The sequence below is a fragment of the Serratia grimesii NBRC 13537 genome, assembly GCF_001590905.1.
Classification (GTDB): Bacteria; Pseudomonadota; Gammaproteobacteria; order Enterobacterales; family Enterobacteriaceae; genus Serratia; species Serratia grimesii.
In genome coordinates this window covers 1-13,892 of sequence record NZ_BCTT01000023.1, presented here as the reverse complement: position 1 = coordinate 13,892, position 13,892 = coordinate 1, and the positions used below count along the sequence as shown (strand labels likewise).

The 13,892-nt window shown below is 54.0% G+C and carries 12 protein-coding genes and 1 tRNA gene; 3 read left to right on the top strand and 10 right to left on the bottom strand.

Features of this window, described 5'->3' with window-relative positions; all coding sequences use genetic code 11:
- Positions 1-87 precede the first annotated feature (87 nt).
- Positions 88-969, top strand: coding sequence for an HTH-type transcriptional activator IlvY (gene ilvY, locus SGR01S_RS22870; protein WP_061808679.1), 882 nt, complete (start codon positions 88-90; stop codon positions 967-969).
- Positions 970-1,168: 199 nt separating this feature from the next.
- On the opposite strand, the gene SGR01S_RS22865 is transcribed toward ilvY, so the two are convergent.
- The 8 genes from SGR01S_RS22865 to SGR01S_RS22835 all read right to left on the bottom strand — a co-directional run bounded on the left by SGR01S_RS22865 (position 1,169) and on the right by SGR01S_RS22835 (position 9,949).
- Complete coding sequence (locus SGR01S_RS22865; protein WP_061808668.1) at positions 1,169-1,870, bottom strand: DUF2461 domain-containing protein; 702 nt, start codon at positions 1,868-1,870, stop codon at positions 1,169-1,171.
- Positions 1,871-1,891: 21 nt separating this feature from the next.
- A complete protein-coding gene (ilvA, locus tag SGR01S_RS22860; protein ID WP_037424636.1) occupies positions 1,892-3,436 on the bottom strand; it encodes a threonine ammonia-lyase, biosynthetic in 1,545 nt (514 codons plus the stop codon).
- Between the two features lie 5 nt (positions 3,437-3,441).
- Positions 3,442-5,292, bottom strand: a complete 1,851-nt coding sequence (gene ilvD / locus SGR01S_RS22855) for a dihydroxy-acid dehydratase (RefSeq protein ID WP_037424635.1) — start codon at positions 5,290-5,292, stop codon at positions 3,442-3,444.
- Positions 5,293-5,492: 200 nt separating this feature from the next.
- Entirely contained in the window at positions 5,493-6,419 is a 927-nt protein-coding gene (gene ilvE, locus SGR01S_RS22850; protein WP_037424634.1) for a branched-chain-amino-acid transaminase, read from the bottom strand.
- A gap of 22 nt (positions 6,420-6,441) precedes the next feature.
- The gene (ilvM, locus tag SGR01S_RS22845) at positions 6,442-6,699 is read right to left on the bottom strand and encodes an acetolactate synthase 2 small subunit (RefSeq protein WP_061808667.1); all 258 of its coding nucleotides are present in this window, start codon (positions 6,697-6,699) and stop codon (positions 6,442-6,444) included.
- Positions 6,696-8,342 (bottom strand): acetolactate synthase 2 catalytic subunit, encoded by a 1,647-nt coding sequence (gene ilvG / locus SGR01S_RS22840; RefSeq protein WP_061808666.1) that lies wholly within the window; start codon positions 8,340-8,342, stop codon positions 6,696-6,698. Before ilvG ends, ilvM begins: the two co-directional genes overlap by 4 nt.
- Before the next feature lie 142 nt (positions 8,343-8,484).
- Positions 8,485-8,583 (bottom strand): ilv operon leader peptide, encoded by a 99-nt coding sequence (gene ilvL, locus SGR01S_RS23995; RefSeq protein WP_015962288.1) that lies wholly within the window; start codon positions 8,581-8,583, stop codon positions 8,485-8,487.
- 133 nt (positions 8,584-8,716) lie between these two features.
- A complete protein-coding gene (locus tag SGR01S_RS22835) occupies positions 8,717-9,949 on the bottom strand; it encodes an MFS transporter (RefSeq protein WP_061808665.1) in 1,233 nt (410 codons plus the stop codon).
- A gap of 341 nt (positions 9,950-10,290) precedes the next feature.
- Here SGR01S_RS22835 and SGR01S_RS22830 point away from each other — a divergent pair, with 341 nt between their 5' ends.
- Entirely contained in the window at positions 10,291-11,814 is a 1,524-nt protein-coding gene (locus SGR01S_RS22830) for a YifB family Mg chelatase-like AAA ATPase (RefSeq protein WP_061808664.1), read from the top strand.
- A gap of 27 nt (positions 11,815-11,841) precedes the next feature.
- On the opposite strand, the gene SGR01S_RS22825 is transcribed toward SGR01S_RS22830, so the two are convergent.
- Complete coding sequence (locus SGR01S_RS22825; RefSeq protein ID WP_037424628.1) at positions 11,842-12,180, bottom strand: MaoP family protein; 339 nt, start codon at positions 12,178-12,180, stop codon at positions 11,842-11,844.
- Between the two features lie 119 nt (positions 12,181-12,299).
- On the opposite strand from SGR01S_RS22825, the gene hdfR reads away from it, so the two are divergent.
- Positions 12,300-13,127, top strand: coding sequence for an HTH-type transcriptional regulator HdfR (hdfR, locus tag SGR01S_RS22820; RefSeq protein WP_037424688.1), 828 nt, complete (start codon positions 12,300-12,302; stop codon positions 13,125-13,127).
- Between the two features lie 636 nt (positions 13,128-13,763).
- Here hdfR and SGR01S_RS22815 read toward each other — a convergent pair.
- A tRNA-Trp gene (locus SGR01S_RS22815) sits at positions 13,764-13,839 on the bottom strand.
- Positions 13,840-13,892: the final 53 nt, after the last annotated feature.

Below are 13,892 nucleotides of genomic sequence, written 5' to 3'. Positions count from 1 at the left end.
GTATAACAGGAAACGTGTTGCTTAAATTGATATATTACGAATGTGACATTGCAATTTATGCAACACTCTTGCTGCGAGCGTACTGATATGGATTTGCGTGATTTAAAGCTGTTCCTCCATCTGGCTGAAAGCCATCACTTTGGCCGCACCGCCAAGGCGATGCACGTCAGCCCGTCGACGCTGTCCCGCCAAATCCAACGGCTGGAAGAGATCCTCGGGCAGCCGCTGTTTTTGCGCGATAACCGCACGGTGCAGCTCACCGATGCCGGTGAACAACTAAAAGATTTTGCCCAGCAAACGCTATTGCAATACCAGCAACTCAAGCATTCACTTGGCCAGCATGGTCCATCTTTGAGCGGCGAATTACGGCTGTTTTGCTCGGTGACTGCCGCCTACAGCCATCTGCCGCCGATACTCGATCGCTTTCGCGCACAACACCCGCTGGTGGAGATCAAGCTCACCACCGGTGACGCCGCGGATGCCGTCGATAAAGTACAATCCAACGAAGCCGACCTCGGCATCGCCGGGCGCCCAGAAACCCTGCCCACCAGCGTGGCGTTCACCAAAATCGGCGAGATCCCGCTGGTGCTGATTGCTCCGGCGCTGCCTTGTGCTGTACGCAGCCAGGCTTTTGCCGAACATCCCGACTGGGCCAATATCCCGTTTATCCTGCCGGAGCATGGTCCGTCGCGAAAACGTATCGAACTGTGGTTCCGTCGCCAACGTATTGCCAATCCACTGATTTACGCCACCGTTGGCGGCCACGAGGCCATCGTCTCAATGGTGGCGCTGGGCTGTGGTATTGCGCTGATCCCCGGCGTGGTCGTAGACAACAGCCCAGAACCCGTGCGTAATCGTATATCTCAGTTAGATAATATCTCTATGGTCGAACCGTTCGAATTAGGAGTCTGTGTGCAGAAAAAACGGCTCAGCGACCCACTGATCGATGCTTTCTGGCGCTTACTTTAAAAGACCGTTGATTCGCTATAATTTGATAAATAAAGATACCCAATGGATTTCAAGTTACCGCCAGGCGCCAAGCTCGTTCATCCCCAGGCTGAGTAGGGGCGCTGCATGCTGCGCCCGTGTCAATCGGGACGAATGTATTCGCACCCTACGGGTGAGCGAGTGCAGGTAACAACGCTGTCGCTTGAAAGACGACGGGTATTCATAGGTCAGAGGGATCGACCTGCTTCATCGCCTCCACCTGCATCAGCCAGTGGTAGAGCTGCTCCAGTTGTAGAAAGCCCTGCGCCAAAATCTGCACCAAACCGGCACTAAACAGCTTTTCCACCTGACTGTCGGTCGCCATCACCGCAAAGGATTTACGGTTGTACCAGGTGGCGATTTCTGCCGCCTGTTCTTTCACCAACGGACGCTTGTAGCTTTCCCCCACCAGCTCAAATGGCGGCTGACAGCAAGCCGCCACCTCTAAAAAGGGCTGCGGGCGGCGCTGTAGCGTATGGCGAAACAGATCCATGGTTTGCTTGTTGGCACTGTAATATCCCAACCCATAGCGCAACATGTCCGGCCCCAGTTCGAAGAAATAAACCGGTGCGTCCTTCCAGTCTTTGCTCGGTCGTTTAAACGTCAGCCACATGCGGCTGCGGTAACGCGATTTATCATGCGAAAAACGCGTGTCGCGGTGAATGCGCGACAGCGTTTTGCCGATCGCCGGCCGGATTTCAAACTGCGGGTCAATTGCCAGCATCACCGGGCTAAGTTCAGCCACCAGTGAACGGAACGGCGTCAGCAGTTCGTGATCGTAAACGCTGCGGTTGGCCTCAAACCATTCCTTGTCGTTTTCGATGCGCACCTGCTGGAGAAAATTCAGGCCTTGCTGGCTAAAGCCACTAAATTTGTCAGTCATACGCCGTCCTTGTTAACGCCTTTAGCCCTGCAAAAAGAAGCGGAATGCCGGATTATCCGTTTCATCGTGGCAGTCGTAGCCCAATGCCTGAAGGTGTTGCTCAAACTCAGGTTCAGTTTGCGACAACTCGAAGCCCGCCAACACACGACCAAAATCGGTACCGTGACTACGATAGTGGAACAGCGAAATATTCCAGTGGGTACCCAACGTCTGCAGGAACTTCAGCAATGCACCTGGCGACTCCGGGAACTCAAAGCTGTACAGACGCTCGCGCAGTGGCTTCGAAGGACGTCCCCCCACCATATAACGCACGTGCAGCTTGGCCATTTCATCGTCGGACAGATCCACCACCTGATAACCATCGGCGTGTAGCTCATCAAGAATTTCCAGCCGTTCGGCATGACCGCGTGTCAGACGAACACCGACGAAAATGCAGGCGTTATCCGCATCGGCGTATCGGTAGTTAAATTCCGTCACCGAACGCCCACCCAGCAGTTGGCAAAACTTCAGGAAACTGCCTTTCTGTTCTGGAATGGTCACCGCCAGCAGGGCTTCACGCTGTTCACCTAATTCGCAGCGTTCCGATACATAGCGCAAGCCATGGAAATTCAGGTTGGCACCGGACAAGACGTGCGCCAAACGTTCGCCCTGAATATTGTGCTGTTGTACATACTTTTTCAGTCCGGCCAAGGCCAGCGCACCGGACGGTTCGGCAATGGCGCGCACATCTTCAAACAGATCTTTGACCGCAGCACAAATGGCGTCGCTGTCAACGGTGATCACATCGTCCAGGTATTCACGACACAGGCGGAAGGTTTCGTCACCGATGCGTTTCACCGCCACGCCTTCGGCAAACAAGCCGACACGCGCCAGGTCCACCGGATGTCCGGCGTCCAGCGCCGCCCGCAGGCACGCTGAATCTTCCGCTTCCACGCCAATCACTTTGATCTGCGGCATCAGTTGCTTGATCAATACCGCCACACCGGCTGCCAGACCGCCACCGCCAACCGGCACAAACACCCGGTCAAGATGCGCGTCTTGCTGCAATAGCTCCATTGCCAGCGTACCCTGCCCAGCGATCACCGTTGGGTGATCAAAGGGTGGGACAAAGGTCATGCCTTGTTTGAGTGAAAGCTCAATCGCTCTGGCCTTGGCTTCATCAAAGTTGGCACCGTGTAACAGCACTTCACCACCAAAACTACGTACCGCATCCACTTTGATATCTGCGGTGGACACCGGCATCACGATCAACGTTTTGATGCCCAAGCGTTTGCCGGAATACGCTACGCCCTGGGCGTGGTTGCCCGCAGAAGCCGTCACCACACCGCGTGCCTTTTGCTCTTCGTTCAGGCTGGCGATCATGGCGTAAGCCCCTCGCAGCTTGAAACTGTGCACTGGCTGACGATCTTCACGCTTCACCAAAATGGTATTGCCGAGGCGTGAAGAGATTTTGCTCATGGTCTGTAATGGGGTGACCTGAGCCACCTCATAAACCGGCGAGCGGAGTACCGCTCGCAAATACTCCGCGCCGCAGGGAGCGTCGGGTAGGGGTTGCGATACCGCCATGATGCTTAGCCTCCCAGTTTACTCTTGTCGCGCACGGCACCTTTATCGGCACTGGTCGCCAGGGTGGCGTAGGCGCGCAGAGCGAAGGAAACCTGACGTTCACGATTTTTCGGGGTCCAGGCTTGATCACCACGCGCCAATTCCACTTCACGACGAGCTGCCAGTTCGCTGTCCGACACATCCAGTACCATGCTGCGTTTTGGAATGTCGATGTCGATCATGTCGCCATCTTCGATCAGCGCAATCAGGCCACCGCTGCCCGCTTCTGGAGAAACGTGCCCGATAGACAGGCCAGAGGTGCCGCCAGAAAAACGTCCGTCGGTAATCAAGGCACAAGCCTTGCCAAGCCCCATGGATTTCAGATAAGTGGTTGGGTACAGCATTTCCTGCATGCCCGGCCCACCTTTCGGCCCTTCATAGCGGATCACGACTACGTCACCGGCAACCACTTTGCCACCCAAGATTGCTTCTACCGCCGTGTCCTGACTTTCGTACACTTTTGCTGGGCCGCGGAAAGTCAGGTTGTCTTTGTCGACACCGGCGGTTTTCACAATGCTGCCGTCCAGTGCCATGTTGCCGTACAACACAGCCAAGCCACCTTCCAGGCTGAAAGCATTTTCCAGCGAGCGGATACAGCCTTCTGCGCGATCATCATCCAGCGTATCCCAACGACAATCCTGCGAGAACGCCTGAGTCGTACGAATACCTGCCGGGCCCGCACGGAACATTTTCTTCACCGCCTCATCCTGCGTCAGCATGATGTCGTACTGATTCAGTGTTTCCGTCAGTTTCATGCCCAAAATATTGTCGACGTCGCGGTTCATCAGGCCCGCACGATCCAACTCACCCAAGATGGCCAGTACGCCACCGGCACGGTGGACGTCTTCCATATGATATTTCTGGGTGCTTGGCGCCACTTTGCACAGATGCGGTACCTTGCGTGACAGACGGTCAATATCTTCCATGGTGAAGTCAATTTCACCTTCCTGAGCCGCCGCCAGCAGGTGCAACACGGTGTTGGTCGAACCGCCCATCGCGATGTCCAGCGTCATCGCGTTTTCGAACGCGGCCTTGTTGGCGATGCTGCGTGGCAGTGCGCTTTCGTCGTCCTGTTCGTAGTAACGTTTGGTCAACGCTACGATGCGTTTACCGGCGTTGAGGAACAGATCCTTACGGTCAGCGTGGGTCGCCAGCAGCGAGCCGTTGCCCGGTTGGGACAAGCCCAGGGCTTCAGTCAGGCAGTTCATCGAGTTGGCAGTGAACATACCGGAACAGGAACCGCAGGTCGGACAGGCGGAGCGTTCGATCTGTGCGCTGTCGGCATCGCTGACGTTCGGGTTGGCGCCCTGAATCATGGCGTCGATCAGATCCAGCTTGATGATTTTGTCGGAAAGCTTGGTCTTGCCGGCTTCCATCGGGCCGCCGGAAACGAAAATCACAGGAATGTTCAGGCGCAGTGACGCCATCAGCATCCCTGGAGTGATCTTGTCGCAATTGGAGATACACACCATCGCATCCGCGCAGTGAGCATTTACCATGTATTCAACCGAGTCGGCGATCAGTTCACGCGACGGCAGGGAATAAAGCATGCCGCCGTGCCCCATGGCGATACCGTCATCTACCGCAATGGTGTTGAACTCTTTGGCAACGCCGCCTGAGGCTTCGATCTGTTCTGCAACCAGCTTGCCCAAATCACGCAGATGCACATGGCCCGGAACGAACTGGGTGAATGAGTTGACCACCGCAATAATGGGTTTACCAAAATCGTCGTCGGTCATTCCGGTCGCGCGCCATAATGCGCGGGCACCCGCCATATTACGGCCGTGGGTGGTGGTAGCGGAACGGTACTTAGGCATGCTCTTCACTCCAAATGTATTCATTTACAGGCGGCGAACGAACCGCCCATTTTGTCTTATCTTGTCTGCCATTTTTACCCTATGGATTTCAAACTGCAGTTAGGCGGCCAGCTATCTCATCCCCAGGAACTTACTTCAGTAAGTGACTGGGGTGAGATAGTGCAGGTAACAACGCTGCAGCTTGAAAGACGACGGGTAAATTATGGGTTTACCGGATCCAACCACCCATACTTATCTTCAGTCTTGCCAGTGAACAGGCCAAAGAACGCCTGTTGGATCTGTTTGGTTACCGGCCCACATTTGCCAATACCGACCTGAATGCCATCAACGCTACGCACCGGTGTGATTTCTGCAGCGGTACCGGACATGAACACTTCATCGGCCAGGTAGAGTGACTCACGCGACAAGACCTGCTCACGCACTTCAAAGCCCATGTCTTTCGCCAGCTTGATGATGGCATCGCGGGTGATACCCGGCAGAGCAGAAGAAGTAAACGGTGGGGTAAACAGCACACCGTCTTTCACTTCAAACAAGTTCTCGCCTGCACCTTCGGAAATATAGCCGTGCACATCCAGCGCGATCCCTTCCTGATAACCATGGCGGCGTGCTTCGCTGCCCACCAGCAGAGACGAGAGGTAGTTACCCCCCGCTTTGGCCGCGGTTGGAATGGTATTTGGGGCCACACGGTGCCAGGACGAGACCATTGCATCGATGCCTTGATCCAGCGCCTCTTCACCCAGGTACGCGCCCCAAGGAAACGCCGCGATAATCACGTCTGTTTTGTAACCGGCTGGCGGGTTGACCCCCATACCAACGTCCCCCACAAACACTAACGGACGAATATAAGCACTGCCCAGATTGTTTTTACGCAGCGTGGCACGGCAGGCTTCCATCAGCTCATCAACACTTTGCGATACCGGCATACGGTAGATTTTTGCCGAGTCATGCAGGCGTTGCATATGCTCACGGTGACGGAACACCACCGGCCCTTTATGGGAGTCGTAGCAACGGACCCCTTCAAACACCGAAGTGCCGTAATGCAACGCATGTGACATCACGTGCACTTTGGCGTCAGCCCAAGGAACCATCTCGCCATTGAACCAAATGTAATCGGCTTTCTTCGTCATTGTTATTTATCCTTCTCGCGCGTCAGGCGCGTATTTGTTGTGATGTTTGTTGCTGGATCTCAACGCAGGAGACGTCCATCAGTTTGCTCAACTGAGATGACAGTAGATCCACCGGGCGCTGGCTGGCAACGGTCAATTCAATATTAATCTTGTCGGTATTTGCAGCCGCAGCCATATTCATAGCACAAACCTGAAAGCCACGATGACGCACGACGCGCAATACACGCTCTAACATTTCAGGGCGAAAACGGGCCTGGATCGAGAGTTGATGGTGCATCATGATATTTTCTCCAACATGGTTTCGTTACCGGCACCCGGCGGCACCAGCGGCCAGACGTTTTCGAGTTCATCAATCGACACATGCAGCATGTAAGGCCCTTCGCTGTTGAATAAAGCATCAAGCGCATCTGCTACCTGGTCTTTGCGGGTGATACGTTGGCCTGGGATGCCAAAGGCATTGGCCAACATCAGGAAATCGGGGTTATCGGAGAGATTGGTTTCGCTGTAACGTCCGTCAAAAAACAGTTGCTGCCACTGACGAACCATGCCCAAACGTTGGTTATCCAGCAAAACGATTTTCAGCGGTAACTGTTTGCGTTTGATGGTACCCAGTTCCTGCACGTTCATCATGAAAGAACCGTCGCCAGAAACGCAGATCACCGTATCTTCCGGGCGAGCCATCTGCGCGCCAACTGCTGCCGGCACGCCGAAGCCCATGGTGCCCAAACCGCTGGAAGTGATGAAATTCTCAGGACGTTCAAAGGTCATGTGCTGTGCGGTCCACATCTGGTGCTGGCCCACATCTGTGGTGACCACGCTATTGGCCGGCTTGCGCTCGGACAGCTGCTTCAACAGCAGTGGCGCGTAAATCGGCTGGCCCGGATGATCGTAACGACAGGTATGTGTTTCTTTCAGTTCAACCACTCGCTGCTGCCAGGCAGCGATATTCAGTGGCTGCTGCAACGCTGGCAATAAAGCCTTTAAATCGCCCTGCAGCGCGACATGCGCCTGACGTAATTTGCTCATTTCCGCCGGGTCGATATCCATGTGGATCACCTTGGCGTGTGGTGCAAAAGCATTCAGTTTACCGGTCACGCGATCGTCAAAACGTGCACCGACAGCGATCAACAAGTCGCATTCTTGCACCGCCAGATTGGCGGCTTTAGTGCCGTGCATACCCAGCATACCGAGGTAATACGGATGCTCAGCATCCGGTGCACCCAGCCCTTTCAGCGTGACGACGTTAGGCATTTGGGTCGCCGCGATAAACTCGCGTAATTCCGGCACCGCCTGCGCCATGCCTACTCCACCGCCGATGTACAACATCGGCTTATGTGCTTGCGCCAGCAGCTCAGCAGCTTGTGCCAACTCTGCCGCCGGGTAATTCAGTTCTTCCACTACCGGCATCAAATGTGGGTGCAATTCGCCGTGAGCCAGTTGGATGTCTTTCGGGATGTCGATCAGCACGGGGCCAGGACGACCGCTGCTCGCGATGGCGAAGGCTTCCGCCATGATGCCCGGCAGCGCATCCAGTGATTCCACCAGGAAGCTGTGTTTAGTGCAGGCCAACGACAGGCCGAGAACATCGATCTCCTGAAAAGCATCGGTACCAATCAGCGCAGAACCTACCTGGCCAGTAATCGCCACCACGGGAACAGAATCCAGCAGGGCATCGGCTAAGCCAGTGATCAAGTTGGTGGCTCCGGGGCCGGAGGTAGCGATGCAAACGCCAACCTTGCCGGTTGAGCGAGCGTATCCAATAGCGGCCATTGCGGCGCCTTGCTCGTGGCGGCACAGCAGGTGTTCCACCCCGCCGTCATACAATGCATCGTAGACCGGCATGATTGCGCCACCCGGATAGCCGAATACCGTATCAACCCCCTGCGCACGCAACGCTTGTACTACCCACTGAGCCCCGTTCATGGTTATTTCCCCGCCTTACTTCGATAATTGCAGGATTTTGTTCTGTTACTCATGTTTTTATCCTCGCTTCACTTTTCTCTTGCCAATAAAAAACCCCCGGACCTTACGGTGCGGGGGTTCTCTTGCGATTCCGGCTTGTTTTCTAAGCCATTCTTCGTCCAAGTGCAGCCCCGCACGGTGGGATAATAATCACCACCACGCTAATCACGACTAGGCTAATCACTTGGGCAAAGGCTTTCATAATAGGTTTGTTCACTGTGCTCGTTTCGAACTAATACCTACAGAGGTACCATAGTCCCGCGCGGCATGACAACACTTTTTTTGCGTTATTATTCGGCGCAATCTGGTCATACCTCGTGCAAAATGCCCGGTTTTCACACGCTGGCATGCGAGCTGGAGGGGTTCACTGCACCCGAGATCGCCTTGCCGCGTGTGTCTTTACCAAAGAACACCAACAGCGCAATGATAATCGCTACCGTGCCGGCGATAATTGCCATCGCCAACCCATAATTCTGGCCATTATGCTCGGCGATCGTTGCCTGCAGTGTGGCATTGACGGAAGCGATCAAGTTACCCAACTGGTAAACAAACCCTGGTAGCACCGCGCGGGTATTCGCCGGGACCAACTCAGTGAGGTAGGTCGGTATTACGCCCCAAGCCCCCTGTACCATGAACTGCATCAGGAATGCGCCAATTCCCAGCATCAGTGAGCCGCTGGAGAACGCCCATAACGGAATCACCGGCAACGCCAGTAATGCGGCAATGATAATCGCTTTCTTACGGCCGATTTTTTCTGACAGCGCCCCAAAGAAAACGCCACCAATAATTGACGCGATATTGTAGCTAATGGCGATGATACTGACGGTTTTAGGATCGAAACCATGCTGAACTTTCAAAAATACCGGGTACATATCCTGGGTACCGTGTGAGAAGAAATTGAACGCCGCCATCAGCAATACCAGGTAGCCACAGAGCTTCCAATGACTTTTCAGTACCGGCAGTAATGCGCTGCTTTCCTTGCGTTCACGTGCCGCCAACCACACTGGTGACTCCTGCACACAATAATAAATAAACGGCAGCAGCAAAATGGGTGCGGCACCGATAACGAACATGCCACGCCAGCCAATCGCCTCAAACAACAGACCATACACCACTGCCGCCAATAGGTAGCCGAACGGGTAACCTGCCTGGAAAATCCCTGACATTAAGCCACGTGAGCGATCGGGAATAGTTTCCATCGCCAGTGACGATGCCACGCCCCAGATCCCGCCCATTGCCACGCCATATAACACACGTAACAACAGGAATACCGTCAACGACGGTGCCGCCGCAGACAACAGTTCAAACACGGAGAAGAAGACAATGTTCAGCATCAAAATCGGTTTGCGGCCATACTTTTCAGCCACTCGACCAAAGATCAGCGCACCAATCGGGCGCACCGCCAGCGTCAGTAAGATCGCCAGTGTCACCTCCTCCATCCCGACATGGAAAGACTGTGCGATATCGCTGAGTAGAAATACCAGCACGAAAAAATCGAAAGCGTCGAGCGTCCAGCTTGAAAAACTGGCGATGGCTGCATTGCGTTGCAGCGAGGTCCAACCAAACATAATGTTATCCCTACCGTAGAATACGAGGTCATGAGGTTTAGCGGCTGCCGTGGCGGATGCGTTGGCGGTCGGAGGTTGTTAACGAAGTGATTTTTATTTTAATCAATTGTTAAATACACCCATTCCCCCTCCTACCGCAACAGGGTTGGCCTGCTAATGTGTTGCAGCATTCACGTAATTGTTAAGGGGTATTGCCACTTCTTGCGCTGTGCAGCGCAAAAATATAACTATCCACATGAAATTTATTATTTTAATTACGATTCCCCCCGCAAATACTTCAAGGTTACCGCGCCTCTATTGCGTATATTCCGCATCATGTTGCCTTCAGCGAGGAGAGCAATATGTCATTGGCGGTTATCTATACCCGAGCCACCCTGGGCGTTCAGGCCCCTTCAGTCACGGTCGAAGTGCATATCAGTAATGGACTACCCGGCTTAACAATGGTCGGTCTCCCGGAAACAACAGTGAAAGAGGCGCGCGATCGGGTGCGCAGTGCTTTGATCAACAATGGCTTCACCTTTCCTGCCCGGCGCATCACCGTCAACCTGGCACCCGCGGACCTCCCCAAAGAAGGCGGCCGCTACGACCTGCCGATTGCTCTGGCGATCCTTGCTGCCTCCGAGCAGCTGCCAGCCGATAAGCTGGCTCGCTACGAGTTCCTCGGGGAACTGGCGTTATCCGGTGCATTACGGGGTGTCAGCGGGGCAATACCCGCTGCACTGGCAGCACTGGATGCGGGTAGGCAGTTGATTTTAGCTACCGCCAATGGGCGAGAGGTGGGGCTGATTACACAAAGTGAGACACGGGTGGCAGAACACCTGCTTGAGGTTTGTGCGTTTTTGTTGGGTAAAAGCGATTTACCCGCAGCCAGTGCCCCGCTTGCAGCGGATACGGTGCAAGAACCTGCTGACTTGCAGGACATACTGGGTCAGGAGCAGGCAAAACGGGCGCTGGAGATCGCCGCCGCCGGGGGCCACAATTTGCTGCTGGTCGGCCCACCAGGAACGGGGAAAACCATGTTGGCCAGCCGACTAAATAGCCTGCTCCCTCCACTGACCGACCAGGAGGCGCTGGAAAGCATCAGCGTCGCCAGCCTGCTGCAGCATCCCGCACAAGCGCTACCATGGCGACAGAGGCCGTTTCGCGCGCCGCATCACAGTGCTTCTATGGCCGCACTCGTCGGGGGCGGTACGCTGCCACGACCAGGTGAAATATCGATGGCACACAATGGTGTCCTGTTTCTTGATGAACTGCCTGAGTTCGAACGACGCGTGCTGGATGCCCTGCGTGAACCGCTGGAGTCCGGCGAGATTGTGATTTCACGCGCCAGCGCCAAAGTCCGCTTCCCAGCGAGAGTGCAATTGATCGCCGCGATGAACCCCAGCCCTACCGGGCACTATCAAGGTATGCATAACCGCGCTTCGCCCCAGCAGGTGCTACGTTACCTGGGGCGACTTTCGGGGCCGTTTCTCGATCGCTTCGATTTATCGATTGAGGTGCCATTACTGCCGCCTGGTGTGTTGAGCAAACGCCGCATCGTTGGCGAAAGCAGCATACACGTAAGAGCGCGTGTGCTGCTGGCACGTGAAAGGCAGCTTAAGCGGGCGGGGAAGATCAATGCCCTGCTGAATAATAACGAAGTCGATCGGGATTGTCGGCTTAGCACAGCAGATGCTGGTTTTCTTGAAACAACGTTAAACTCGTTGGGATTATCGGTTCGCGCCTGGCAGAGGATTTTAAAAGTAGCCCGTACGCTGGCTGATTTGGCAGGAGATCGGGATATTGATAAGCGTCATTTGAGCGAGGCGCTGGGTTACCGCAGTATGGACCGCCTGTTGCTACAACTGCATCGCAGCCTGGAGTAAAAATGGGGCCCCAAGGCCCCATCGTTATCAATCGTCGCTGTCGGTGTAATCTTCCACCGCATCAGCTTGCGGCTTACCGCCAGACAAAGTATGGAATTTTTTCGGGCGGCGTGTGCGCACCAGATATTTAGCCCATACTTTTTCCTGCTCGGTAACCGGCTCGCGCTCACCGTGGCACACTGCGACGAACAACTGTTCTTCTTCAGTGACCGGTTGGCGTTTACCCGTGTCCAGCTCGTTAAACGCATACCCGAAACGCTCTAGCAATTGCGCTTCTTTAATGGTGAAATCGCCGTGACGGGAGAACCCGCGAGGATAGTGTTTATTATCAAAAAAACGATTGGTCGTGGTGAAGCTATCCGCCATCTGACACGCTCCTAATTCTCTCATGGCCGTGCTGTTTATGGCGCGGAGTATTAGATAGGCTTGACATTGTGTAAAACAAAACATTTAAATCTTAACGATAAAAATTTCTGGAGATGGGTGTGGATACCGAATTACTGAAAACCTTTTTGGAGGTCAGTAGAACGCGTCACTTTGGCCGAGCAGCAGAATCCTTGTACTTAACGCAGTCCGCCGTCAGTTTTCGCATCCGCCAGTTAGAAAACCAATTAGGCGCAAATTTATTCACCCGACATCGCAACAATATCCGTCTGACGCCTGCTGGGGAGCGGCTTTTGCCCTATGCTGAGAGCCTGATGATGACATGGCAGTTGGCAAAAAAAGAGGTGGTGCGTTCACTACAACATACCGAGTTGTCCATCGGAGCGACCGCGTCGCTGTGGGAGGCTTATCTGACCCCATGGCTGCAATCGCTCTATCAGCAGCGTGAGGCGTTACAGCTGGAAGCCCGGATCGCACTACGGCACTCTTTGGTAAAACAGTTACATGAAAGACAGCTCGATTTGCTCATCACTACCGAACCACCGAAGATGGATGAGCTGGCCAGCCAACTATTAGGTAATTTTTCGCTGCGACTATTTTCCTCTACCCTACGCGATAAACATGCGCCAATGCCGTATATCAAGCTGGAATGGGGAGCAGACTTCCATCAGCAGGAAAGTCGTATGCTAGAAGGGGATAACCTCCCAGTGCTCACCACTACCTCAGCTCATCTGACCCGACAACTCCTGGAAACCACCGGAGGCTGCGCCTTTCTGCCCAGCCAATGGGAGAAAGACTATCCCCAATTGGCAGCTGCCCCTGAGATCCCGCCGATTATTCGTCCGCTCTATGCCGTCTGGCTACAAAACAGCGACCAGCAGCCGCTTATCCGGCAACTATTGAAAATACCTTTAAATACCACAGCATGACGCTCTATAGCGGCTTTAAGCGAGGGTGGCAGGGTTTAGCTCGTCTGGTGAGTTAAAACGCGCTCCTCGCCTTCTGGGGCCGAGAAAACAAAACAGCAGGATATGGTGCCCGGTTCAATAACGCCAACCGCCCATCACAGCGTGATAGCGAACACATCACCGCTACAGTGCCAATGGTGCGTTGAGCCACCTTAAGGTTCAGCAAACCAACAATCTCCTCCAGACACCCGTTTTACGGTACATACAGTGCCAAATATCTCTATTGCGACACCGGCGATCCAGAATTTAAATGTGAAATGAAATAGGGTGCTCGTCAGACAGCCACAGCGTACGGATTTTCCATAGTTACAACCAATACCCGAGCGGACTTAAGTCGAAGGTGCTGTTGTTATATCTACAATCTATTTTTCTGGCGAAATGAATGCCCATAAAGGCAGGGACGCATTAGCGCAAAGTCGAAAATGAGATGGGAATAATGGGCGGTATCACCGATATTTTGTTCATTAAACAAACAAGTAACGCTCAATTTAAGAACTATTTCGGTGTTATTTTTAGGCGATCGTGGAGGGGCCGCGAGGATTTTTTAGAAAGTAGAAAGCAAAAAAAACCCTTCGCTTTCGCAAAGGGTTTCTAATATGGCAGGGGCGGAGAGACTCGAACTCGCGACACCCGGTTTTGGAGACCGGTGCTCTACCAACTGAGCTACGCCCCTATATTACGCTTAACATTATGCCTGCTAAAATAAGCAGGCATAATTTAAATAAG